Annotated in this window: 20 protein-coding genes and 1 pseudogene; 5 read left to right on the forward strand and 16 right to left on the reverse strand. The window is 42.7% G+C overall.

What is annotated here, in order from left to right; all coding sequences use genetic code 11:
- Nucleotides 1-3: 3 nt before the first annotated feature.
- From GTQ43_RS35395 to GTQ43_RS35405, 3 genes are all read right to left on the reverse strand, one after another.
- Entirely contained in the window at nucleotides 4-450 is a 447-nt protein-coding gene (locus tag GTQ43_RS35395) for a DUF1257 domain-containing protein (RefSeq protein WP_265277382.1), read from the reverse strand.
- 63 nt (nucleotides 451-513) lie between these two features.
- Nucleotides 514-1590, reverse strand: coding sequence for a hypothetical protein (locus tag GTQ43_RS35400; protein WP_265277431.1), 1077 nt, complete (start codon nucleotides 1588-1590; stop codon nucleotides 514-516).
- A gap of 499 nt (nucleotides 1591-2089) precedes the next feature.
- Entirely contained in the window at nucleotides 2090-3562 is a 1473-nt protein-coding gene (locus tag GTQ43_RS35405) for an ATP-dependent DNA helicase (RefSeq protein ID WP_265277383.1), read from the reverse strand.
- Between the two features lie 444 nt (nucleotides 3563-4006).
- Here GTQ43_RS35405 and GTQ43_RS35410 point away from each other — a divergent pair, with 444 nt between their 5' ends.
- The 4 genes from GTQ43_RS35410 (at nucleotide 4007) to GTQ43_RS35425 (ending at nucleotide 10184) form a co-directional block, all read left to right on the forward strand.
- Nucleotides 4007-6724: an ATP-binding protein gene (locus GTQ43_RS35410; protein ID WP_265277384.1), complete on the forward strand. Its 2718-nt coding sequence runs from the start codon at nucleotides 4007-4009 to the stop codon at nucleotides 6722-6724.
- A gap of 241 nt (nucleotides 6725-6965) precedes the next feature.
- On the forward strand, nucleotides 6966-8264 hold the full coding sequence (locus tag GTQ43_RS35415) for an RNA-guided endonuclease InsQ/TnpB family protein (RefSeq protein ID WP_265277385.1): 1299 nt from the start codon (nucleotides 6966-6968) through the stop codon (nucleotides 8262-8264).
- Between the two features lie 140 nt (nucleotides 8265-8404).
- Nucleotides 8405-9709, forward strand: a complete 1305-nt coding sequence (locus GTQ43_RS35420) for an AAA family ATPase (protein ID WP_265277386.1) — start codon at nucleotides 8405-8407, stop codon at nucleotides 9707-9709.
- The gene (locus tag GTQ43_RS35425; protein ID WP_265277387.1) at nucleotides 9702-10184 is read left to right on the forward strand and encodes a type II toxin-antitoxin system VapC family toxin; all 483 of its coding nucleotides are present in this window, start codon (nucleotides 9702-9704) and stop codon (nucleotides 10182-10184) included. Before GTQ43_RS35420 ends, GTQ43_RS35425 begins: the two co-directional genes overlap by 8 nt.
- 248 nt (nucleotides 10185-10432) lie before the next feature.
- On the opposite strand, the gene GTQ43_RS35430 is transcribed toward GTQ43_RS35425, so the two are convergent.
- From GTQ43_RS35430 to GTQ43_RS35485, 13 genes and pseudogenes are all read right to left on the reverse strand, one after another.
- Complete coding sequence (locus GTQ43_RS35430) at nucleotides 10433-11203, reverse strand: hypothetical protein (RefSeq protein WP_265277388.1); 771 nt, start codon at nucleotides 11201-11203, stop codon at nucleotides 10433-10435.
- Nucleotides 11200-12213, reverse strand: coding sequence for a TrbI/VirB10 family protein (locus GTQ43_RS35435; RefSeq protein ID WP_265277390.1), 1014 nt, complete (start codon nucleotides 12211-12213; stop codon nucleotides 11200-11202). The genes GTQ43_RS35430 and GTQ43_RS35435 overlap by 4 nt, the downstream gene beginning before the upstream one ends.
- Nucleotides 12213-12833, reverse strand: a complete 621-nt coding sequence (locus GTQ43_RS35440; RefSeq protein WP_265277391.1) for a hypothetical protein — start codon at nucleotides 12831-12833, stop codon at nucleotides 12213-12215. The genes GTQ43_RS35435 and GTQ43_RS35440 overlap by 1 nt, the downstream gene beginning before the upstream one ends.
- A gap of 17 nt (nucleotides 12834-12850) precedes the next feature.
- Complete coding sequence (locus GTQ43_RS35445) at nucleotides 12851-13582, reverse strand: hypothetical protein (protein WP_223278179.1); 732 nt, start codon at nucleotides 13580-13582, stop codon at nucleotides 12851-12853.
- Between the two features lie 137 nt (nucleotides 13583-13719).
- Nucleotides 13720-14175, reverse strand: a pseudogene (locus GTQ43_RS35450) (transposase); the annotation flags it as partial.
- 134 nt (nucleotides 14176-14309) lie between these two features.
- A complete protein-coding gene (locus GTQ43_RS35455; RefSeq protein ID WP_265277392.1) occupies nucleotides 14310-14558 on the reverse strand; it encodes a hypothetical protein in 249 nt (82 codons plus the stop codon).
- 47 nt (nucleotides 14559-14605) lie between these two features.
- A complete protein-coding gene (locus GTQ43_RS35460; protein ID WP_265277393.1) occupies nucleotides 14606-15046 on the reverse strand; it encodes a helix-turn-helix domain-containing protein in 441 nt (146 codons plus the stop codon).
- A 114-nt stretch (nucleotides 15047-15160) separates the two neighbouring features.
- On the reverse strand, nucleotides 15161-16279 hold the full coding sequence (locus tag GTQ43_RS35465; protein ID WP_069069547.1) for a hypothetical protein: 1119 nt from the start codon (nucleotides 16277-16279) through the stop codon (nucleotides 15161-15163).
- A 20-nt stretch (nucleotides 16280-16299) separates the two neighbouring features.
- Entirely contained in the window at nucleotides 16300-17115 is an 816-nt protein-coding gene (locus tag GTQ43_RS35470) for a hypothetical protein (protein WP_265277394.1), read from the reverse strand.
- 33 nt (nucleotides 17116-17148) lie between these two features.
- Complete coding sequence (locus GTQ43_RS41570) at nucleotides 17149-19185, reverse strand: hypothetical protein (RefSeq protein ID WP_321162545.1); 2037 nt, start codon at nucleotides 19183-19185, stop codon at nucleotides 17149-17151.
- On the reverse strand, nucleotides 19125-20492 hold the full coding sequence (locus GTQ43_RS41575) for a hypothetical protein (protein WP_321162546.1): 1368 nt from the start codon (nucleotides 20490-20492) through the stop codon (nucleotides 19125-19127). Before GTQ43_RS41575 ends, GTQ43_RS41570 begins: the two co-directional genes overlap by 61 nt.
- An 87-nt stretch (nucleotides 20493-20579) precedes the next feature.
- Nucleotides 20580-21215 carry a hypothetical protein gene (locus tag GTQ43_RS35480; protein WP_265277395.1) on the reverse strand — a complete coding sequence of 212 codons (636 nt, stop codon included), beginning with the start codon at nucleotides 21213-21215 and terminating at the stop codon, nucleotides 20580-20582.
- 22 nt (nucleotides 21216-21237) lie between these two features.
- Nucleotides 21238-23238 (reverse strand): hypothetical protein, encoded by a 2001-nt coding sequence (locus tag GTQ43_RS35485; protein WP_265277396.1) that lies wholly within the window; start codon nucleotides 23236-23238, stop codon nucleotides 21238-21240.
- A 401-nt stretch (nucleotides 23239-23639) separates the two neighbouring features.
- Here GTQ43_RS35485 and GTQ43_RS35490 point away from each other — a divergent pair, with 401 nt between their 5' ends.
- Nucleotides 23640-24530 (forward strand): Rpn family recombination-promoting nuclease/putative transposase, encoded by an 891-nt coding sequence (locus tag GTQ43_RS35490; protein ID WP_265277397.1) that lies wholly within the window; start codon nucleotides 23640-23642, stop codon nucleotides 24528-24530.
- Nucleotides 24531-24534 lie beyond the last annotated feature (4 nt).

The following is a 24534-nucleotide window of genomic DNA, read 5'->3' on the forward strand; positions in this document are numbered from 1 at the left end:
AAATTACCTCCGAACTTGTTGAGTTTGCTGGTGTGCTGAAAATGCAAGGCGCAGAGTATGTACCTGACCGTTGGTTTCTTCTGTGATGGTGCATTCTCCCAGATGTTCTTGTAACTGGGCTGCTTTAGCGCGAACCATCTTCTGTCCGTAGGCTTGTATTAGGGTGTGCGAAAAGAAGTCTTCTCCTAGTCGGGGTACAGTTTCATAGGCATCATGGATAAGTTGATACACCCCTGCCTCCTGATCCCACCTAAACCCGATATCTGCGCGGACACTTAAACTACGGCCAGGGACAACAATCTCAGCACTTTGTCCTTGGGAGTCGTCGTAATAACCTCTCAGCGATTGTGGTTTTTCATAAACTTGGACGGTAAACTGCAAATCTTGTAGAGCTTGTACTAAACATTCACGGTTAGTTAGTTTTGTAGTGACAGTTGAAAAGTGCGACATTTCCTACCTCTAAATACTGTGGACTGGTAAATTAATGCGAACAGTGGTGCTCGATTGTTTTTTCTAGCGAAGTTTGAGAGACATCGCTGTAGCTCTGGTTAAGCCCATACCCTCATCACTTGCTAATCGTTGGAGATGGCGTTGTTCATCCAAAAGCTTGGAGCAAATTTCATCCATTTTTTCCTGTAACTGAGAACGCCCTTGTGAATCCAGCTTTTTAGCATCCACAGAAGCGTTTTCGAGAACATTTTCTAGATGAGCCATCATTTGTCCAAGGCTGCTACCTGCTTCAAAACTGGCGTTAGCCAAAAGCATTTGGACTTTTTTGAAATGGCGTTCCATCTTCTTCTTGAAGTTGACTGGCTTGCGTCCTGGTTCCCAATTGCTCAAATCTTCGAGCAACTGGGCTGCTAGTTGTTCTCCTCCAGCGATCGCTGATTCCCTCAGTGTTTGTTCTAAATTTCTGTCATACTGTTCGATAAACCGACTTATTTGCCCTAAGCATTCAGCTTGTTTCTCTGACAGTTGTTCACTGATGGCGGGAATAATGACAGGACGACCAATTACTACTTGTAAATAGTCCTCTAATTCCTCTAGACAGGGAAAAGCTTTGGCTAAGTTCTGTTTAACTTCTTGTTGTTGTTCTACAGATAACTGCCAAGCATTGAGTGAGAGAAATTTGTCAATACGTTCTTGATAGTCTGTGTACCCCTTTTCATACTCTTCTTTCAGTTGAGTGCGTAGAACAGGTGCAATATTATCTCGAATTCCGATTAGTTGATTCCAGACCAAGGGCGCTAAGTCTATAGGACAAATCCAATCACCATTGTCATAATTCATCCATTCTTGGACTGAAGCAATTTCTTGCCTTAATTGGTTTGCTGCTTCGTCTAAAGCTTTGAAAACTTTGATGCCCTTTAAACCAACTTCTGAGGTTGTAACCTTCACTAAGTCAGATTCTTGTTCATCTTGAGAATATTTGAGAACATCTGTCCATTTTGGAGCATTACTCTTGGTTGTCTTCTTTAACTGAATCTTGAAACGGATGCGAGTTTTATTCAGCTTAGAGAGATTATATCTTTCAACAACAGCGTCTTTTAGAAAGGTTTCGCTTGAATTGGTAATCACTGCTTGTACCAGATTTACTAGGAATAATAATGTTTTTGGACTCAGTGAAATAAAGCGTAAGCTTTACCTTTTCGCCACTAAGTTGGGCTATAACTTTATTCACGTAAATCATTTAATTGGTTATTAAATATAGATAAATTTGATTGTAATTTAAAAAATAATTTGAGACTAAAAAGCTGTTGAAATCAGATTATTGCGGAAATATTGTAAAAAGAAGACAGTTTTTCTATAGTTAGTAAGCAGTTATAAAAGTGAGCAAACGTTTCATAAGACATTATCTATTTCGATTTCATAATCTAGCAATCATAAGCTAATCGTCATTTGTTTTTACAGATTTATTCGCTTATAGTAAGGGCTTAAGCCCTGCTTTCATGCAACTTAAATGCTCATTAGCTTATTTGATTTGTGAAAATCACAAGGCACAGAACCCCGATTTATTAGATAAATCGGGGTTCTCGTTGTTCACGAATGATTAATCGGAATTTTGTGTTGAGATTGCTATACACAATTATTACCGAATAACTAATATCCGTTGTCTAGCCCGTGAGCTAGAAACATAGTACAAACGATTAAACTCTCTAATCTTTGCCAGGACTGCCTTACTGTCATCTCCTCGTTCTGGATAAAGTCGCTTACTCAAATCTTTACCATCAATACCCGCTTCTAAGAAAGTGCTACCTTGGCTATTGTGAACAGTTAATGCAAAGCAGTTTCTAATGTTGGCAAACTGCTCTGAATGTTTGTAGTACTGCTTCCACAGAAAGGGATTACGCTTGGCACTTTTGAGTAAGCGTTTGGTTTCTTGGTCAAATTGTTTTTGCTCATCTTCATGCAGAACATAGATTTGACGCACAATCCCTTCATCTGTCTCTACCTTTAACCTCCAAGTATCATAGTTGTTGTAACGATCCCCAAAGACATCTAAAACAGTAAACTCTGTAGATGTAGAAAGAATCGTAGTTTTACCATCAGGAGCCATCACAGGATCTCTGGTGATTAATCTTTCTCCAGGAATAAAGCGATTGAGATTTTCACCATATAAATGTGTGCGAATCTGCTGATTGTAAAAGTCAACTTGAGTATTAGTCCAGGACAAAATTCGGAAACAATCTGGGTTTTGAGCAAATTCTCTCTTCATCTTTTTGCAGGCATAGCGCAGCAAAGTTTGACGTTTAACCATCAGCGCCCCATTACTTTTATCAGGCAGATATTTGGCATAAGGCTCAAAAGGAAACTTGCTCTTGGTAACTGCATAGCGAGAAGCAGTGACAAACTCTAGCAAGGGACTCCCACTTCCCTGACGCACAACTTGAGTCAAAACTGCTTTATCTGGCACTTGAAAACTAGGAGATTTTCCTTCATTAACTGGATTTAACTGTGCTGGGTCGCCCATGAGAATAATTTTGATTTTTGTCCAGGTGGATGATTGGTTAGCAACATCCTCAATCCAGCGCCAGAGTTGTTTGCCAATCATGGAACATTCATCAATAAAGACAACATCAAATAGATTGATATAAGAAGGCCCAGTTTGGTCAAGTACTTTCTCTTTACCTCTAGTTACCATACCCAGTCCTAACAACTGGTGAATGGTGAAGAATTCTACCCCAGTTACGCCATTTTCTGCCGCCATGCGTTGCAGCACACCTACAGCTTTATTAGTGGGTGCAGTCAGTACAACTCGCTTACCCGCAGCGACAAGAACTTTAACTAGTTGGAATACAATAGTTGACTTGCCGGTTCCCGCATAGCCAACCAGCAGAAATAAAGCAGCCATCACAGTTGGCTGTATAAATGTCCACATTGCATCTAAAGCTTTTTGCTGCTGTTGGGTGAGTTGAAATGGAAAAGAACTTGTTGCAGCGAAAGTAGGAAGTGTTTGGATCATCATCGCTTCGCTAATTCCATTAATTGATCCACTCAATGCAGCGATAGCTGTTGGTTTTACTTCTCCGAAAAACAATACTCCTTCTGGTTTGAGGAACATATGTTTCTATATCCATTCGGCATCATCAGAAATCAATATATTAAAAGTTTTGGTGTTGCTGAATCATGGGATAATTCCGGACAATTTGGAACAAATTTTCAATGGTTTAAACCGCCAATTAATGCCGCATTTATGCAACGCCAAAGTTTTTTAAGATTCAGATTATTTAGTTAAATCTGAAATTGCACATATATATTTTTCCATGAAGGTAAACATCTTCAATCTTAAAATTATTGCTACTCGGAAATCCTACTTGAATTCTTGTCATTACAAATTTTCGCGCATGTCACCATACATTAGACCTAATTACGCATTACTACGTATTTAAATATACTAAATATTTCATTACACTGAAAATAGTTTTTAGTGTAGGCGTGGCCTGCCGTAGACATCGCTCGTTTTTTATCCGGCCTTACAAAATCCCATCCCGTTGCTCCCATCTCTATGTTATTTATCAAACAAAAATACCTGCCCTACAGGATTGCATTTTTCAGTGTGGGAGTAACCTTGCTAGTAAAGCTGGGACTAGAGCATCTAACCGGAATTACAAATTCTTTCAGCTTGTGGCTGATTGCGATCGCTATAAGTACTTGGTACGGTAGCATCATTTCAGGATTGACATCAGTGTTTTTGGCTGCTTTAGCTAGTCATTACTTTTTTACAAATCCATCTTCTACTCTCGATAGTCTGGAATTTGTATTATTTGTTATCGAGGGTCTATTAATCAGTGCGCTAACTGCTAACTTTCAGTCAAGTAAACAGCAGTCAGATACTGATAAAACAGAAGCCCAAATCAATCTAAAAGATTTATTACAGAGTCAGCGTTCACTTCGCCAAGGTGAAGAACTATACCGAACATTAACCCAAAATCTACCCAATGGAGTAGTTTTTCTCTTTGATCGAGATATGCGCTTTATGGGTGCTGAGGGTACAGAACTGCAAATCTTTGGTTTACCAAAAGAAGAGTTCCAAGGTAAAACGCTGCACGAAACTGTTCTCCCTGAGACTTACGAACTGATAGAACCAGCTTACCGTAGTACCTTACAGGGTACTCCAATGTGTATTGAAATTCCTTATAACAATCAAGTTTATCTAGTACAAACTTTTCCAGTCAAAGATGAAAATAGCAAAATTATGACTGGCTTGGCAATCTTCCAAAACGTCACGAACCGCAAACAAGCAGAAGCAAAAATTATCAAGTTAAACCAAGCTTTAAATCGACGAGTTAAAGAACTACAAACTTTGTTAGAGGTGATTCCAACTGGCATTGGCATTGCAGAAGATCCAGAATGCCGAACTATTAGAGTTAATCCGGCTCTTGCCAAACTGCTTGGCATACCTGTTGAGGCAAATGCCTCTCTCAGCGCTCCTAATGATGAACGTCCAACTAACTTTAAAGTTTACCAGTCAGGCAGAGAACTAGCTCCAGAAGAACTAGCTATGCAATATGCTACCACTCATGGTGTGGAAATACTGGATTCTGAGATTGAGGTGGTTCGTGATGATGGTATGAGAATAAATCTGTCGCAGTATGCTGCCCCTTTATTTGATGAAGATGGAAAAGTGCGGGGGTGTGTAAGTGTATTTCTAGATATTACCCAGCGCAACCAAGCAGAAAGAAAATTGCAAGCTGCTAGAGATCAGTTGCAGACTGTACTGGAGGCTGTACCTGGAATTGTATCTTGGGTTAGTTCCGATTTGTGCTATCTAGGTGTCAACAAGCACTTAGCTGATAGTTTTAATTTGTCTCCTGAAGCTTTTGTTGGTCAGGATATTGGTTTTTTAGCTAGTGGTAATGGGTTTCGTGAGTTCGTGCAAAATTTCTTTGCTGGAAATCAATCTGAAGCATTATATGAGTTGAAATCCATAAGCGCAGATCGTAGTTATTTAATTGTGGCTCAAAAATATGACCAGAACAAAGCCGCATTTTTAATTGGCATTGATATCACAGAACAAAAGCGTGTAGAGGAAGAACTGAGACAAAAGACTGAGGAACTGGCAGAAATAAATCGAGTAAAGGATGAATTCGTTGCTGTCTTGTCTCATGAGTTACGTACTCCCATGCATAATCTCCACGGCTGGGCGCAACTATTGCTAACTGAATCTGAGATGGATGAAGCACTGAAAATTGAGGGACTGGAAACGATTGAGCGGAATGCCCGTCTACAAGTTCGCTTAATTGACGATTTGTTGGATCTGGCTAGGATGCAGAAGGGCGAGATGAATTTGGAAATCGAACCTGTTGACCTAGCAAGTGTAATTCGGTCAGCAGCAGATACTATTCGATTGTCAGCCGAAACAAAGGGCATTCAAATTCAGTTACATCTTGATGCTGTGTCCAACGTTTTAGGTGATGCCATTCGTTTACAACAAGTGGTTTGGAATTTACTTTCAAATGCAATCAAGTTTAGTTCCAAGAATGAAAGTGTAGAGGTCAGGTTGGAACAAGTTGAGTCTCAGGCTCAGATTACTGTTATTGATCGAGGGAGGGGCATAGAAGCAGAATTTATACCATTCGTCTTTGAGCGGTTTAGTCAGCGTGATGCTTCCACTACTCGTTCTGCTGGTGGATTAGGGTTAGGACTTGCGATCGCTCTCACAATTGTAGAACTCCACAATGGCAATATCACAGCAGCCAGTGCGGGATTCGGCAAGGGTTCGACATTCACGGTGAGACTACCTATCGTAACAATGACAACACAGTTGAGTAATGATGAACTAGTAGTAGGAGAATTGCTGCATGGGAATAAGGAAATTGCCCAATTGCAGAACTTGTGCATTCTAGTTGTGGATGATGATGCAGATGCTCGGATATTAATGCAGACTGTTCTTCAGAGCGCCGGGGCTGATGTATTAGTGGCAGCATCAGTAAAAGAAGCATTGGCACTTTTAGAACAGCGTAGGCGTAGCCCAACCCAGGCATCGCCTGCTCTACTGATTAGTGATATTAGTATGCCAGATGAGGATGGCTTTACCTTAATTCGTCAGGTTCGCTCCCACACTATAGAGCAAGGGGGACAAATTCCAGCGATCGCTCTCACCGCTTTTGCTGAAGCCAAAAATGAGCAGCGTATTTTAAAAGCAGGGTTTCAACTTTTTATTAGCAAGCCAATTGAGCCAATGGAACTCGTGGACAAGATAATCAAGGTATTAAAAACTTGATCAACAGTATAGCAATCACCTGACGGCATTCGTGGTGAGTTAACTGAAACTCACGGTTATTGCAGCGAATGGTAATGTGATAACAGTATCCTGGTTTGATCTCACGGGGTTTTCTGGACATCTTTCAGCTAGCGAGTGAGGTATTATAAAACTTCAAGAAAAATATAGTCTAACCTAGTCAGATATAGTCTTTCATGTCCTCATTGAATGGTAGAATAATCTTGTCTGGCAAATCAATAATATGCGTCAAGTAGAAAAGCACATAATCAAAGAACGACATGAATGGTTTGATTACTGCACTGATATAACTACTATTTCCCGACAGCTTTACAACACTGCTCAATTCACCCAACGTCAAGGTTTTTTCTACGCCTGGGGGACTCAAACACAAGCAAGCTTAGACAGTTTATTTAAACAAAACGAGAACTATAAATCAATGCCTGCCAAAGTAGCCCAACTCGTTTTGAAACAGAATGCAGATGCGTGGCTCGCTTACTACAAGGGATTATCAGCCTATAAACTTGATTCAACTAAGTTCACAGGTAGACCAAAGCCACCCAGTTATGTTGACGACAAAAACCTAGTTAAATTCAATAATCAAGCCATTGGTAAAAGAGAATTTAGCAAGGGTTCTGTGGTTCCTTCGATGTCGCCAATCAGAATTCCGGTAAAACCTGGACTCAAGTTTGATGACTTATGCGAAGTACGAATTATCCCAAAAACCGGATGCTATGTTGTCGAGGTAGTCTATGAAATTCCTAAACCTTGTGAATTCAATTGTCGTTTGAATCCTGAAGTGAATGCGGCGATAGACATTGGTTTAGATAATCTAGCAACAATTGTTTTTAACGACTTAACAATACAGCCGATTATTGTAAATGGTAAACCATTGAAATCAGCAAACCAGTTTTACAATAAGCAGGTTGCCAAGTTTCGAGGAATTCTTGCCAAGGGTAAAGGCAAATCAAAGCGAATTGCAAACATCGTTCGTAATCGGAATCAATTTGTAGATTCATATTTACATCAAGCCACAAAAATGATTGTGGATGAGTTCAAGTCTGTTGGCGTAACCCACGTATCTATAGGAAAAAATGAACAATGGAAAACACGTCTTAATTTAGGTAAGCGCACAAACCAAAACTTTACTCAAATACCACACGCCAAATTTATCCTGATGCTGACTTACAAATTAGAAAGAGTCGGTATCACCGTCAAGGTTGCAGAAGAAAGCTACACCAGCAAGAGTTCTGCCATTGATTGGGACATCATCCCAACTTATCAACCTAACAAGAAGATAAAACATATATTCTCAGGAAGACGTGTCGAACGTGCGTGGTATGTTAGCTCATCTGGTTTGAAGATTCATGCCGACGTGAACGCCTCTTTCAACATCGGCAGAAAAAGTAATCCTGAAGGTTTCGACTGTATCAAGTCTATTCTAAGGGATAGGGGATGTCTGGTAGTACATCCAAGGCGGATAACTCCACTATTTAAGCGTGTCCATGCTGAAAGTAGAGTCGCTTCAAACCGAGTTGCATAAGTCTGACTATATTTGACTATGTGATTTGGAACTATTCTTGCTTGAATACCCCACTGATTACCTTACTATTCCTGTCAAATATCGCCTGACTAGCATGGTAATATTTGGCGGGGGAAGTCATAGTGTGTAAGATGAGTGCCATGCTGACAGAATTTACCCTCGCCAGCTTCAAAAGCTACAGTACAAGCCGATTGCCCCTTGGGTCGCTGACAGTACTAATCGGAGCCAATGCCGTAGGCAAAAGTAACGCCCTTGAAGGTTTGCGCTTTCTGTCATGGCTAGCACAAGGACAAAAACTTTCTAGCATTCAATATGCAGTAAATAGTGCAGAGCGCGTTGTACGCGGTCGAGTAAATGACTTGTGCCATCGGGGAGAGTCAAATTTTACCATTGGTTGCCGTTTAGACTACCCAGACTGGAACCAACTCGATATAACCCTGAATGTGCGTGACGGAGAACTGCACATCAGTAGTGAGCGAATCGTTGGCTCGACAAGTCAAGTCCCGCTATATGACCTAGATCAGCCTTCTCAAGGAGTAGGGACTGATGTTGGTGTCGCATATAACAACTTTACAAGGGGGAAGAACAAGCCACGAGTAACGTGCAGCGATCAGATGGCTATATTCGTGCAATTAGACACCCCTGCCCATTTTGATCCAAAGTACCCCATATCCCAAAAGATAATTCCTGATACCGTCCGCGAATATCAACGAATTTTAAAGAACATCCTGTTTCTAGATCCCGTTCCCGCGAGAATGCGCGAGTACAGCTTCAAATCTGATAAGCGATTACAAGAAGATGGTACCAATCTTTCCAGCGTCCTGTATCGCTTGTGGGAGAACCAAGCTGAAAATCAACAGGCAATTCTCAACTTTATCCAGAGTCTACCAGAACAGGCTATAGATGGGCTAGATTTCCTTTTCGGCCCACGGGATGAAGTCATGGTGCGACTAGCAGAAACCTTTGGCAATACCCGTCGCTATTGTGAGGCGGCATTGTTATCCGATGGTACTTTGCGGGTGTTAGCGATCGCGGCTGCTATGCTATCGGCACCCGTTGGTAGTTTAGTCGTCATCGAGAAAATCGACAACGGCGTTCATCCCAACCGCGCCCAGCATCTACTCGCCAGCATCCGGGATATTGCCGAGCGGCGGAAATTGCGGGTGCTGCTTTCTACCCACAACCCAGCCCTAATGGATGCCTTACCCGATGCGGCTCTCGGTGATGTAGTGTTTTGTTTCCGAGATCCAGAGTCAGGAGATAGCCGCCTTGTACGGCTTGGGGATATGTACGATTTCCCAAGTCTGATATCTCAGGGGCCGCTCGGTCAACTGGTAACTGCTGGGGTAGTGGATCGGTTTGTCAAGTCGCCGCACACACCAGAAGATAGAAAACAGCAAGCTATGGAATGGCTGTCTCGTTTGCAGGAGTACAGCAATGAGTAGTATCTGCCTAATAGATACCAGCATATTCCTCGAAATACTGAACGTTCCCAACTATAATCAGCATAGAGCATCAGTTCTCGAAGATTTTCAGACCTATGCTCAATCTGGCTGTACTTTTTTGTTGCCTATGGCGACGATACTTGAAACAGGCAACCACATTGCCCAGAACGGCGATGGCACAATGCGAAGGAAAACTGCCCTACGTTTTGTTAAAGAAGTTAAAGAGGCATTCACAGGCGTAGCTCCCTGGAGACCTACTACATTCCCGAACACCGCAGAGATATTGGAGTGGATTGACGACTTCCCCGATCTGGCTGGCAGAAACAAAGCTCCTAATAAGCAAGAAGGAACCAGTTTTGGTGATTTTAGCATCATTCAGGAATTTCATAAGTCCTGTAATCTCTTTCAAATGAGTGAAGTGTTTATCTGGTCATTAGACAGCGATTTACAGAATTATCACCAAAGGGGAAAATGACAATACTTAGCATCAGCATCGAGATTAGGGCGAACGTATGTTGTCATTAAGAAGCCTGTGTTATCAACAAATTCTCAAATAATCGCATTAAGCAATGCTTACTGACTTATCACTCAGTTGGCTTTTTGACCGTCGCTATCTCCCTGCTTCAAAATTATTGCATTAATTAATTTTTCTATTTTCAAATTCTGAATTATCTGAATTTAGTAAAAAGAAATGTATTTTAACCAGTGCATAATGCATCACCTCTAGCGTTGCTGTCCTAGTCTGAGTAGGCGGTCATTTAAGGCGATTCTTCCTAATTCAGAAATAACCTCAACTGGAACACCAACAGATGTAGCTGCTTCTGGGATTGTTATTCTGCTATTTCGCAACAGAGATAAAATTTGCTGCACTTTAGGAACAACTGGATCGCTTTTGTTGGTGTAACCCCGATTAATAGCAATTCTCAGCCCGGTTTCAATATCATCTACTCTCGCTCTGCGATTTTTATCTATTAATAGTGTCTGCTGACCAGCGATTGCGCTACTTTCAGAAGCCGCTCCACGTCTATGTGCAGTGCCGGAGGCAATCGCATTTGCAATCTGAATACCAACATACCCAGTGTTTCTACGCACTGGAACGATATCGAAGTTGTAGAGTCGTTTTTGTCCCGTTTTGTCTACAGTTTGGACAAGTAAGTTAGTAATGGCAGTGGTGGTAGCACCTGGAAACTTTAGCGGTTGGATTGGCCTCAGAAAGATGGTTGTAGCGCGTCCGCTTTTTAAATCTGTATCTGTGGTGTAGACCAGTCGTGAAGGGTCTGCTACCAAAATATAGGCGATCGCCTCGTCGGTTTGAGTGAAGCTAATAGGTGTAGCACGTCCTGGAGTAATTTGAACCTGAATCCTATTGCTTGCAGCCATATCCCTTTCAATCAAGCGATATGTAGGAGTTTGTGCTTGTGCCTGTACAACAGGTGCTGTCACACTGAGCAGTAATGTGCTAGTGCCGATGATAAGAGTAGCAAATTGTTTCATCGTTCAACTTTCAAAAAACTATTGACGACAACCGAGACTTCTGTACCTTCAGGTAAAAACTGGATATTTGGACGTTGTAGTAATTCCTGTACTGCTTGGTCAGAGCGTCTAGACAGACGTTCACTGACTGGACTAAAAAAGCCTTCTAGCGCCGCCGCCCAAATCTGAGGATTAGAGTTACTAGTAATAGTACTTTGGTTAAAAGTGCCACTAGAAACAACAGTGCTAGATTGAGTGCGGGGCTGATTCACTATGCTTCCCACTTTACCCAAACTAGTGAGTAATCCAACTAATAAATCTTGTTGGGCAATATCTGTCCCCACATCATTCAGCTTTTTAGCAATTAACGGTTGCTGTCCTCGACCGCGAATTAACAGAGTTTCAGCCGGAATAGTTTCCTGTTTGACTGTGCCTTGGGAGTCAGGGTAAATAAGCGCGATCGCACTTGCAGATACTAAGTTATTCTTTTTACCTACTGCCACTGTTTTCGTTACTAAAACAGTACCAGCCGGGAGTGCCACCGTGCCATCTGTAGCTGTGAGAGGTTTGGTTAACTCGATAGCAAAGCGATCGCTCTTATTATTCCCTCCCTGATCCCAAATCATCGGCATGATAATTCTACCTGGGGCAGATGTACCTAGTGCTACCTCTTTAGTTTCATCTGCATTGAGATTGGCTGGAGCTACAGGGGTGCGGTTGAGGATACCTACCATTCCTGGAGTCAAGTTATCAGTTTTACTATCAGTGCTTTTGGAGCCAATTAAAACTGTTTGAATACCAGGGTCTTCGGGAGTGGAAATGGATGCCCTAGCTGTTGGTTTCAAGTCTGTTGGAGTTTGAGTGTTCACAGCAACTTCTGACTGAGTTTCAGCTACTTTAGAGTTACCGATTTGCGACTGTCCCAAGCTAGCTAGTTGGCTCCACTGCTGGAAAGGATCGACATTACTTTCAGGCTGTCGTATTGGTGTTGAAGCTTGATAACTGACAGGATTTGGAGAAATATACCGCACTACTGGGGCGCAGGTTGAGAAATTCTTACAGGAGTTATTGGTGTTATGCGTGATGTAGGAGTTGTGCGCGGTGAAAAAGTCTGAGGAGGTTGAGATGGCTTTGGTTTAGATTTATTTTGTAGGGTTGGATTTGGGGATTTAGCAGCAACAGGTTCCACTTTAAGTTGTTGCCGTTGGTCTTGAAACGCTAATCTGCTTTTAAGTTCGGCAGATTCATCTAAAACTGGTTCGCCTTTTGGAGATGTAGTAGGGGTTTGAACTACTTGTTTGACAGGAGGTTTCGGTTGGAGAAATCCAAACCAGATCAGTGCTACAGAGCCAATAACCATTCCCACTAAGGCAACTACTGAACCTAGTCGAACACTAGGTTTTTCTGCTAACGGTCGCTCTACTGCTCCTTCTGCATCTTGTTTCAAGCGATATTCTTCAGAAATGAGGTGATTTGCGGTAGGGTTATAACCTGCCAACAACTGCTCCTCTTCAGGGCTGATATCATCATCAGCCACCAAAGTGGCTTGGTTAGAGCGATGATTGCCGTTAGTACTGTTGAATTCCGGCGAAGAATCACCAGAGTTTTCATTTAGGTAGTCAAATTCATGGTTTTGGTTTGAATTGCTCATAATTCTACCTTTTTCCTTTAGCGTCGTTGCTGAGAATTGAACTCAACCATCTTGGTAATTTGCAGTCCAGACGATCGCACTTCATAAATTTTCTGTTCTACCAGGGGGGCATCTTTACCTAAAGGAGATCGGGGAATCTCCACTGCTTGGACGGTAAATGTGCGGTTAAAAGGAATACGTTCATCTCTACCAGTAGTGCGGTCAACTAAGATACGGGTAGCAATCATGTCTATTTCCCATTCCCCAGGTCGTACTGCTCTTGGTTCTGACAGATAGGAAATAATAGTGGTGCTACGCAGCTGACCTGAAAAGAAGCTAGTAGGAACTAATTCGGCAATCTTTGGTAGAGAAGCTTTGGCAAATTCAGGTTCTAGCAGCAGGGAAGCAAACCAAGTATTTGTGGGAATGCGCCCATTTCTACCAACTTGAATGCCTTGGTCTGGTTGATTAGTGCCAGTGAGTTTGTCATCCCAGTTAAATGTCAGGGTTGTCCAGTCACTAACTACCTTTTGAATTACAGCTGGATAGCGCCAGTTGCGGTCTTGCTCAGAAATGTAGATTGTCTCGCCATTTACCAACTGGGCAAAGGTCGTCTTGCGATCGGCAATTTTATTGACCCTGAAAGCGGTGAATAGAGTCAACAAAAATATCAGACCGTTAAATGCAGTTAGGCAGATAAAGCAAACAGCTAGGAGGTTTTTGGCTTCTGGAAGCAATGGAGCTTGAAGTCGTTTAATTTGCAGAGTCATACCAAATTGGCATAGGTAGTATTGTTTGAGAATCCTGGAACAGCCTTGTGTTAAAGGTTTTTAATTCGTCTTGGAAAGTTCTGATGCCTGTCTTTAAAATAGGAACTAGGGACTAGTAGTCTACCAAGCCAACTTTGCTAAGTTAAATCCGGGTATAAACGTTGCATTTTTCGACGAGCATCTTTGGTTTGGAAACCCCAATAGACACTGGCTTTTTGTTGATTACGTTGTTTCTCCCAAGCAGCAATCTCAGAAGTTAATGTTTCTGCATTAGGAATACGCCGTTCTAAACATTGGCGAGATAAAACAGATAATTCAATTTCTACTTGATTTAACCAAGAAGCGTGTTTAGGAGTATAGTGAAACTCTAATTTTTGAATAATTCGACGTGCTTCTTCTGGTGGAAAAACTTCATATAACGCGCTGGGAGTATGAATATTTAGGTTATCAACTACTAAACGAATAATATCAGCATCTTGATAATCAATATCTACTAACTTTTTCATTTGAAGAGCAAAATCGGCTTTAGTTCGACGTTCTGTAACTTCGATATGCCGCCATCCAGCCAAGGGTTGAAAACATGCAAATAAATTGACTGGGGTGCATCCCAGTTTTTATTCTACAGCGAGAGAATAACTGTCATTGCGATCGCGTAGCGTCTCGTAGAGAGGAGGAAAGACGAACGCAAACAGCGTGTCGCAGACACGCTGTTTGCATGGACTCGCTCTTAGGAATGAGGATTTTGCGGTTGCTTCGCTTCACTTCGTTTCGCTCGCAATGACATGCAAAAAAGTGGGATGCTCCCATTGACTGTCCCGTTACGCTTATACTCGAAATCATAACGTTCAGGCTGCTCCGGCTCTGGTGGTAAAGGAAGTCTTACTTCTTCTACTAATTGGTAGGGACGTTCATCAAAGCAGACTACAGGGCGTTTAGGATCATAAGGCTCATTATATAAATCCAACACATCCTCCATTCTGAATACATACTCTGCGTTAACTTCGGGAATACACCACTGTTCTTTTAACCACGGTTTAATTTCGTTTTTTTTAGAGTTTGACGTATTGTTTCGTCGGAAATTGAATCTATTATCCCAAGGTTTACTAAGTGATCCGCTAATAATTGCATTGTCCAACGCACTCTCCCTTCTGGCGGCTTAGAACAAGCCGTTGCAATCAAAAATGCTTCTTGCTTTTCATCTAATTTTTTAGGTTTTGGTGGATGAACTTCATCCTTTAAAGCAAAATCTAACCCACCAATGACAAATTTTTCTCGTATTCGTTGCACTGTTGCAACATGCGCTCTAACTATGCTAGCGATCGCTTGATCCCTTTCTCTATCAGTTGCCATCAGAAGAATGTTTGCACGGGTTATAGTTCTTGCTTTGTGCTTACCTTTTTTAATTATTGCCTGTAGCTGAGAAACTTCATCTTCATTCAAGTCAACAATGTACTTTTTGGCCATACCACACCCCGTTTTTGGTTATTTTACCAATTAGAGGTTTTACTTAGCAAAGTTACCTTGGCAGACTACTAGGGACTAGGGACTGGGGACTTTCCGCAAAATCCAAAATTGGTATTACCCCCTACGGAGTAGAGCAATACTGGTTGCAGTTCCAATGGCACTGCTAAAAATATCGATTAAGCCTTTGACATTGGCAGAAATGCCGTTATAGATTGCCATTCCCCCACCTCCAGCTATCAATACCGCCAAAACTGGTGCAAAGATGCTCAGGAAACATAAAAATGCTACATCAGATGCTAATTCAGCACCAGACTTCACCAGGACGACGGCTGCTAAACCTACTAAAATGTTGTAACCAAGTTGAACGCCAAACAAGGAAATAAACCCTGTCAGCCACGCCCAAATAGGACGACCTTGTAATGGCAGTAAAGATAAACCAACTGCGATCGGTGCAAATAGTGCTGTTAGCAACAGAGCAGCTTCCAAAATATTTACAAAGCCCCATTGCAGGGCATACAGGATAAAGCGAATGATGGGGATGGCAGTATCTCGAAACACACTACCTGGATCATTGGCAAACTGAACAGCAGTACCAATTTGACCAGGTAAAGTTCTATTCCAGAGAAAACTACCAAAATCTCGTAGTGGTTGGAGTGGAGATTTAGCTTGCTCTTCAGCTTTGGTAACAATTGCCTGTGCCTGGGCTTGCTTTGAGTTCCAGCACTCAACTAACTCCGTACCGACTTTTCCTTGACATTCGCTATAGAGGTTTTCTAACTGTTGTCTAGCGATACTGCTAATTGCCACATTGGTAATAGCATCTCGAAATGTTAGTTCACCAACTTGAAGCTGAAGAACGCTTTGCACTTGGTTGTAAGCGAAGCCTCGAATAACAGTAATTGTCTTTGCCAGCATATTGCCGTTGGCCCCCAAGAAAATCATAATCACGAAGGGCCAAACAAAGATTGATGCCAGTTCTGACCATGATTGCTTTTCAATGATTTCTTTACCAGTGGTCAGCGCTACAAATAAGATACTGGCAGCTCCCAAAGTGATGCCCAATTTAATCAAGCCAATCCATAATGCTGAACCGAGCGGATCTAAAGTAACTAGCCAGACGGTATTCCACGACTCAACTGTGGCGCGAGAAAGTTCTAAAGAACTGGAGATAATTTCTAGGGCATCGGATTCTCCGCCTGTTACTGGAAATGATTGAGCAATAATGTGGATCATGAGTGTCGAAATCAAAGCTACTACTTGTCAGAACCAAGGGTAATGCCACCAGGCATGATCAATAACCCCGCCTGTTGAGTGGCAGCATTGCCTGCGGCAACACTCTTACGGCGATCGGCAGTATTGATGGCTGAAAGTTCCTTGGCTGTTTGAGCGGTTAAGGTGTTACTCAATGCCCTGTCAATGCGTGCTTGCTGGGCTTCAATAAGCATCCGCTCGTTGACGCGACTGCTAAGGGCAGTCTGTTGGGATAGGTTTTGCAAAATCTGTTGGGTGACATCTAAACTTTGGGATTCCTCACCCAAGCTGACGTTTTGTTGAGTATCTTGTTGAGTAGCTTGCTTAATTTGAGCCATCTGACTTTGGGCTGTTTGGCTCAAAGTAGCCTGATTAGCGATCTCTGTGGCAACTGTTCTAGTGGCATATTTACCAAGGTCTTCACGGATACCATAAGAGCTTTGACCATTGGTTTTGTTCTCCAAAGTTTCAGACAGCACGGCACCAGGGTCGTTGTTGGCTGAACCGTTCATGATTCCTGCCAAAACTTTGTTTAAATCTGGAATTTGAATTGCACCCAAGGCAGAATTGAGCAGATTGCCAAGAGGATTAAATAGGTCATTTTGAGCGAAATTTTTGACATCTCCCACAAAATCATTGATTTGAGATGCTGTGTCTGCGGTGAAAATACTACTACCAGTAGTTTTGTTACTAACAGCAGCAGCTACTGGATCTCGACCGTTGTCTTGAGTGCGAGCAAGGGCTGGACTGGCGATAAAACCAAGTGACAAAATTAGAATCGGTGCTATCAATCTGATAGAGGTAAGTTTAGATTTCATGATTCACCTTCCTTAATGCAGTTTTTAGATATATCAACTTGCAATCAGGCGTTCTTGAGCCTGTTGGTCATCGTTATTCTCTGGGCGATCGCTTTCTCCTTGCAGAGATGCTCCGCTTTGGTGGATGTCCGCAGGACTTACGGCTGGGCGTAGCCAATCGCGCAATGCTGCGGTTTGATGTATCTGTTGACCAATATGCTTAAACCCTCTGTTTTCCTTCAAAGCCGGAATGTAAGCATCGGTAAACGCTCTCAGTCCTAACAAGTTGCCTTTAGCGGTATCTGGATACTGAGCCATCACCCGTTCTCGTGCTTCCCGTTCATCTTGGTTATTGGCAACACTGGCCAGCATCATTTCGCCAGGGTAAAAGCGGGTACGCCAGAATCTACCACCTGTTTCTACTAGCCAGCAGGAATAAAGGTCGCTGGTACGGGGCAAGAATGCTTCAGTCGCATTTTGACTGATAATATTGACGGGATAGCCCAGATACTGTTGGAAAGAAGCAATACCGCTACTGGTAATACGTCCGGTAATCCGGTAGGTCATGTTCTGCATAATTTGAGCGCCTGTTGAACACTCGCAAATGGTATCCGGATCTTGGGACATCAGCAGAACAGCAATGCCTTCTTTCCTTCCCGTGGCACAGGTTTCGCCTATAATCTGGGCAAAGCCATCTTTACGTAACAATACGGAAAGCTCATCGCCAATAAACAAACTCTTAGGATGGGATAGGGCATTACGGATACAGGCACTATGGGCGTTAATTGCCATCAAGTAAGCATCCTGTTCGTTACTCAATCCACTGAGAGCAAAGAATTTAATCGCCGGTAATGGGGAAAAAGTGCTGGGACGAGCGATCGCTTTCCCCAACCTAGATGCCAGTAAAGCGCTAACCTGATTTTGGATTTGGTTAAGTGCCTGTCGGTCAATCTCTTCAAAGGATCTAAGATTAAGGCGCTCTCTAGTGCAGAACTTGACGAAATCTGGTAGCGTGGGTATCTGCTGCCATTCTGGTGAAAGCCAACCCATCTCAAATGCTCGGTTGTAGCGAGTAATAATTTCTGGGTCTTTTAAAAATACGTCCAAAGCTTTGACTAGCAAGGCATCAACCCGTTGAGCTAGATGAGGATTTTTGACTTTACCCATTGCGATCGCAGTTAATGCTTTGCGAATAAAGTCTTTCCAAGATTCCATGCGTCGTTCCCGTTCTGACTTGTAGAAGCGTCGCAAATCTGGCGGTTCCAGTAGGTTACTGCTGCCACTGGAAATATCGTAATATGCTCCTTGCTCGCCCAAAAGCTCAATTGCCGTCTTGAAAGTGCTGTTACCACTGGCAGAGATATCCATACCAACAACGGGAATATTGTTCGCTAATGCCTCTAGAGCAAAGCGCCATCCCAAAACGCTCTTTCCTGAGCCGGAAGTACCTGTAATTAGAGCGCGTCCAATCTGCTGGTGAAATAAGTCAACATAAATAGGCTTGCCACCACGACTGGTAAGGAATTCTACACCTTGTTTATCGATGTCCTTGGGGACAGTTAGGGGCATAATCCCAGCTACAGTATGGGTATCTAAAGTTATTCTGCGTTCGCTGAGATTGCCTCCGTGCAGCAACCATTTGCAGGTAATCGGCAGGGTTTGCAGCCAAATTTCCCAAGCAATATTACGCTCTCGAATTACTTTGGCAGTCTCAAAACTGTTAGCCAATAAGTTGCAAGCATGGGTTAACTCTTGGGCACTGTGACGATAAACTAGAAATACAGGCGCACAGTGCAACGCTTTCGTCCCTTCATAGAGTCGTCGTTGGGCTTCAAAGGATTCCTCCTGTTTGATTTCCGCTCCAACGTCCCGTCCTTGTCCTTTGGTTATGGCTAAAGTGCGGGCTGTTTTGGATTGTTTTGCCTGACGCGCCAGGTTGTCTTGGATTAAGAAGTCATTGCTGCGGCTGATTTCAATCCAAGCTTCTGTATCGTGGACGTAGCTGGAAGCAAGAATTTTCCAAACCCACTTTAGCTGCTCTTGGGCATTAGACCAACCGACGGGGGATCTGTTACAACCATGACTCCACAAACCTTGCTTTTACCTGTCAAGTAAACTCGGTCATTATCTCCCCGATGTTCGGGACAAGCGGAACGTCCCTGTTGTCCTTCAATCAGTAATGTACAAATGTGCTTGTCGGTGGTTAGGGTTTCTGTTAACTCCAGTCCCGTCTCAGTCTCCTTCAGTGTAATGACTTGGGGAATAGGAGGTGCTGCACCCTCATTAAATCGATTCCAAAGCCACTGCCACAAATCTGTAGCATTGCAAGGTGTTACTTCTAAGCCAATTTTGGTATTGAGTAACAATTCCCACTGGATAAATCCTTGCTGAAACCCTTGCAGTAAGAGCTTTTTGAAAAACTCTTCTTGGTAAATACGTTTGTTCCCTGTAATCAGTTCAACTGCCCAAGAGCCAAATTTTCTGAATTTTTCAATCAGTCCACCTACAAAATCCTTTTGCTGTGAACCAGCTTCATCATCGCTCGTCCAAGTACAGAAGGCAATTTGATTCCAAATTTGGCGAGAACCTGCTTCCTTGAGTTGCTCCACCCGCAATTGCTCGTTGCGAAGCAGCACAGAAACTGGTTTCAAGTGGCAATCGTCTGCTAAGGCAGTAAGCGGGGTTTGGCGTTTATGGGGTACTTCCTTGGTAGAGCCTGTCTGTAGGGGATATGACTCAGTATCATCACTATAACAGCCTGTACAAAAGGTAATTTTTTCACCGGGGGGTAGTTCTTTCAAACCCTCTTCGATAGAGTGGGCAAATTCGCTGACCTCATTTTCATGGAGTATGTCATGCAGTCCAGCGATGCGAAACCCAAACACGAGTTGATACTGAGAGTTGCCTTTATCCAATAACAGGGCAGCCACTTCACGATCATCTTTCTTAATTTCTGCAATACAGCAGATGTTTACCTCATTTTGGAAGGGCATGAGCTTACTTTTGCCTCCATATTGATTCGGTACAATCAGCGGCTTGAATCGGATTTGCACTTGCGAGTCTGCGTAACGCCGACGCACCCACCAGGGTCGATATTCGGGAATCGGTGAGATGTAAATGCTGTTACTGTTGCACCACTCTGTTCCCGGTGGATTACGCCATCGATCTAAAAACTGATGGGGCTGTTTGCCTGTGAGAATCCACCAACTGATAATTAGCCAGAATGAGGTGGCAAAGAACCAACCCATACCCAAACTGAGTAAACCATTGGTGAGAACATAGCAAACTACAATGATGGCAATCCAAGGAAGTAGCTGTTCAGCCGGAATTGGCCCAATGCTGGCTTGCTTGCCTAGAATCCGATTGACTTTGATGAATTCTCGATTGTCTTGTGCCATATTTTTGTAATTCTTTGGTGCTGCATTCTGACGAATGTTTTCTGACTTCTGAATTCTTATTTAATGGGTATAAAATTCAAGTTGGGTTTACCTGATGGCTGATGTTGTTCCTGCGCCATTACCGACAAATATAAAAGTGATGACATCAATGGCAATAACGATGGAGAATGCTAAACCAACTTGAGTAACAATTGGTCGCCAGTCGTTACCTTGCTGTGCTTGGTTATAGGCAAATAGAGAAGCAGCAGCAACCAGCAGCAAGAATGCACCTCGGATGAGGTTGAATGTCAAACCAACAACGTTGGCATCCAAAGTGCCAGTAGAACCGCCTCCTGCTTGGGAACTTTGTTGGGCTAGATTGTTGAAGAAACTTTCCAACCCGCTTAAGAAAATAGCTTGGGCTGGAGTTGTAAAAGTATCGAGTAAAGCAGTAACAGTGATAATGGCGGCAACAATATGCCAAAAGCGAATTTTTCTACCTAAATACTTTTCTAAAATTGGTACTGTCCGAATTACATACCCAATACTCAAGAAAACAATGGTGGCACATCCCAAAATAGTGACGAATATGGGTTTGGTTGCTAACAAATAAATTCCAATCGCAAGACATAGTAAAATGAAAAGTAAGTCTGTGCGGTTGATTTTCAGATTTCTCAAGTTGGTTGAAAATTTCCGAGATGACAGCAGTTTTAACTGAGAAATGTGAGATTTTGTGTTGTTCATTTTTCTCTTCTCGTTTGTAGAATTAAACTTGCATTTCTGGTTTGCTAGCTTTTCTTTGAGTTTGTTTCTGGCGTTGCCTTGCAGTATCTTTATCAGTCTGGGCTTGGGTAGAGGGAGTTGATTGCTGATTGTCCAGTAGCGCTTCTATCTCACGCAGGGGGATGCTGCACTGCAAAATCTCCGGGGGCTGCCCTGGTACTAAAACGGCATCAAGCACTTGTTCATCGTTACGATTAGGGTTAAATCCTTGAAGTAGCCGTGTACCATTGGGCAGTTTTACTACTTCAAACTCGTACTTGACTTTGCCCTTTTCAGTCCAGGTGAATGTCGGTTCATCGTTGCTGTTAAATCGGTTAGGTAGTTGTTCTTGAAATTTTTGAATTAATGCTTGGGTACTGGCTTTAAGGGCGTATTCTTCTTTCGACTGTGGCAGTTTGCAGATGCCAGTCTTTTCATCAGGGGTGAGATTGTCTTGTGCGATCGCCCACTGTCCCTGAGTGCGAGTACCAGCAAAGAGTGTTTCACCTTGGGTATTTTCTAAAGCGATGGCTACCTGCTTGTCCTGTACTTCTACCCATAAAGTTTTGTTACTGGAAATGGCGATACCTGCTTGGGGAGATTGCTCAAATAATTCACCAGCTACTTTGGCAAACCCCACTAAAGCATCGGCACAGGCAGCTTGTTGTTGCTGTGCTTGGCGTTTCGTTAGATGTTCTAAAATGTCAACGTCTGCTGGTGGCTGGTTAGCAGAGTTAGGTTGGACAATATCTGCATCAGTTTCTGACTCGACAACAGTAGAATTATTCTGTGGTGCTGCCATCTGTTTTTCCAATCGGCTAATTACCATTTCTAAACGGTCAAGTCGCTTGGAAAGAACTTTCAGGTAGGCTTCAATTTGGTCAAGCTGTTCGCTGACGCTGGCATCCTTATTTAATTCAAATGGTTGAGATTGGTATTTGGGGTCTATTTGCGAACCAAGATTGTCTACTTTCGAGCCAATTTTGGTAGCAGCTACAGCCAGTGGATTGTCTGCGGCTGATTCTTCAGATACAGTTTGGAAATCTTGAGACTTTTGAGACTCTGGTGAGTCCGGCTTTGCTTCTTGCAAGCGACTGGCTATGTTATCTACGCGGTCATTCTGCTGTTGCAGTTCTTTGAGAATTCGTTCAAGCCGCTTTTCATCAGCCTCGGCTGCTAGCTGTTCCAAAACACCTTGTCCTACCGCAATTCCCAGAGATGCCAGTTGACCTGTTAAGCCTGCCAAATTCACCCCATTCACTTCTCGTCCATTGGTGGCAGCTGTGGCACTTAAACGCGAAGCTTCGTCTAGAGGCTCTCTGGATTTAGAGTTTTTGGCAGCAGTTTTATTGGTCTTAGCTCTGTCCTGAGTTTTAGGTTGTGTTTTAGTTGAAGTTTTGGCTTGAGTTTTAGTTTGGGCTGCGCTAACACGATTAACAGATGGCTCGTCTTCTTCACCTAAGTCATCTAGGTCATCAAGTTTAGTGTTGAAATCGTCATTTAATAGGTCGTCTAGTTCGTCGTTTGTATCATCTATTTCTTCATTTTCTTCATCTAAATCGAGCAGGTCATCTTCTAATTCATCATCGAGATCGTCTAGTTCTGTTTCAGCAAAACCACAAATTTCAGCAATGTTAGAAGGGGTGAAGTAGTTTTCATCTTTGCTGGTAATTCCTTCGAGGTTTTTAATCAGGTACTTGCCACTGGTTCTGTGGTTCGGATCGTTGGTGAGGTAGAAGCGATAGCCTCTAATCTCGTCATCATCCCCACCTCCTACACAGAGTTCTACTGTGATCGGGGCTTTACCCGATTCCTGGCTGTAATTTTCTACATAGGCTTTAAAGTCTTCGTGGGACTGGATAGAATCATCCTGAATTGAGGATGCGATCGCTTTATCCAATGTGTTTTCAATATGGCGGAGTTTACGGCGATCTGTCAGGTTTTCCCATGAGCGATTTTGAGAATTTTGTCTTTGCTTAGGTTTGGTCAGTGTTTTGGTAGCCATAGGTACTCAAAGCTGATTGCCTTAGTAGTTAACCTAGCAAGACTTTACCTGGAAGCAGCTAGACCAAATGGCGATTTATAAGTTGTCCAGTTGGCTAATATTGACAGTTAGCAGTTTTATGAACAAATATCCTCAAGCTAATTTTATCATATGACTGAGAATAAACGAGGAATATGAAAAAAAAGTTACCAGCAGTGATCCATATTATTGGAAACATTTATCAGAACTGCGCGCTTCGCAGAATTGTATTAATCTTCTGTAGGTAATTAACAGTAAAAGTACTAAAAATACTATTGTTAAAGTGTGAAAAATGCTAAAATATACATCAGGATACAAAGCGTCCCCAGAAGATATTTTTGTGCCGAATGCGGAAATTTGGATGTGTTGGAGGAGTTGCTAGAATGATTGACCATGACAGGCTTTTCAAAGAATTAATATCTACATTCTTTGTTGAGTTTCTCGATTTATTCCTGCCTCAAGTAGCCAGCCAAATAGACCGCGATTCCATCCAGTTTTTACCCCAAGATGTATTTACTGATGTCACATCTGGGGAAAAGAAAGAAATTGATTTGCTGGCACAGGTGCGTTATCAGCAGCAGGAGATTTACTTTCTAATTCATGTTGAAAATCAGTCTTACACTGAATCAGAATTTGCCAAGCGGATGTTTAAGTATTTTGCACGCTTGCATGAAAAATATGATTTACCAATTTATCCAGTTGTGATTTTCTCCTTCGACGAACCAAAACGTGCCGAACCTCAAAATTATCGTGTCACGTTTCCCGATTTAAAGGTGCTGGAATTTCAGTTTGCAGCAATTCAATTAAATCGCCTAAGTTGGCGGGATTTTTTAACGCAGCACAATCCAGTGGCGGCGGCGTTGATGGCTAAGATGAATATTGCGGTGTCAGAACGTCCGCAGGTGAAGGCGGAATGTTTGCGGTTGCTGACAACTTTAAGGTTAGACCCAGCGCGGATGCAATTAATTTCTGGATTTGTAGATGTGTACTTGGAACTGAATGCAGCAGAAGAAGAAGTCTTTCAAGCTGTGGTCGATACAATGGGATTAACTGAGCAGGAGGTATATATGGAAATTGTCACCAGTTGGGAACGGAAAGCAATACAGGTGGAACGACGGGCAACTATTACTAAGATTTTAAAGCTGCGCTTTGGGGACATTGATGCTTCTTTAGAAGGCATTATTCCCGCTTTGTTACAATTGTCCCCCGACGAATATATGGATTCACTCTTGCAAGCTGACCGTGAGGAGTTATTATCGCGGTTTCAAGGGTAATCGT

The organism is Nostoc sp. KVJ3, assembly GCF_026127265.1.
GTDB lineage: Bacteria > Cyanobacteriota > Cyanobacteriia > Cyanobacteriales > Nostocaceae > Nostoc.

Coding starts and splice junctions, on each gene's coding strand:
- GTQ43_RS35395 (WP_265277382.1), bottom strand. CDS start 450: ATGTCGCACTTTTCAACTGTCACTACAAAACTAACTAACCGTGAATGT.
- GTQ43_RS35405 (WP_265277383.1), bottom strand. CDS start 3,562: ATGTTCCTCAAACCAGAAGGAGTATTGTTTTTCGGAGAAGTAAAACCA.
- GTQ43_RS35410 (WP_265277384.1), top strand. CDS start 4,007: ATGTTATTTATCAAACAAAAATACCTGCCCTACAGGATTGCATTTTTC.
- GTQ43_RS35415 (WP_265277385.1), top strand. CDS start 6,966: ATGCGTCAAGTAGAAAAGCACATAATCAAAGAACGACATGAATGGTTT.
- GTQ43_RS35420 (WP_265277386.1), top strand. CDS start 8,405: ATGCTGACAGAATTTACCCTCGCCAGCTTCAAAAGCTACAGTACAAGC.
- GTQ43_RS35425 (WP_265277387.1), top strand. CDS start 9,702: ATGAGTAGTATCTGCCTAATAGATACCAGCATATTCCTCGAAATACTG.
- GTQ43_RS35430 (WP_265277388.1), bottom strand. CDS start 11,203: ATGAAACAATTTGCTACTCTTATCATCGGCACTAGCACATTACTGCTC.
- GTQ43_RS35440 (WP_265277391.1), bottom strand. CDS start 12,833: ATGAGCAATTCAAACCAAAACCATGAATTTGACTACCTAAATGAAAAC.
- GTQ43_RS35445 (WP_223278179.1), bottom strand. CDS start 13,582: ATGACTCTGCAAATTAAACGACTTCAAGCTCCATTGCTTCCAGAAGCC.
- GTQ43_RS35455 (WP_265277392.1), bottom strand. CDS start 14,558: ATGGAGGATGTGTTGGATTTATATAATGAGCCTTATGATCCTAAACGC.
- GTQ43_RS35460 (WP_265277393.1), bottom strand. CDS start 15,046: ATGGCCAAAAAGTACATTGTTGACTTGAATGAAGATGAAGTTTCTCAG.
- GTQ43_RS35465 (WP_069069547.1), bottom strand. CDS start 16,279: ATGATCCACATTATTGCTCAATCATTTCCAGTAACAGGCGGAGAATCC.
- GTQ43_RS35470 (WP_265277394.1), bottom strand. CDS start 17,115: ATGAAATCTAAACTTACCTCTATCAGATTGATAGCACCGATTCTAATT.
- GTQ43_RS41575 (WP_321162546.1), bottom strand. CDS start 20,492: ATGGCACAAGACAATCGAGAATTCATCAAAGTCAATCGGATTCTAGGC.
- GTQ43_RS35480 (WP_265277395.1), bottom strand. CDS start 21,215: ATGAACAACACAAAATCTCACATTTCTCAGTTAAAACTGCTGTCATCT.
- GTQ43_RS35485 (WP_265277396.1), bottom strand. CDS start 23,238: ATGGCTACCAAAACACTGACCAAACCTAAGCAAAGACAAAATTCTCAA.
- GTQ43_RS35490 (WP_265277397.1), top strand. CDS start 23,640: ATGATTGACCATGACAGGCTTTTCAAAGAATTAATATCTACATTCTTT.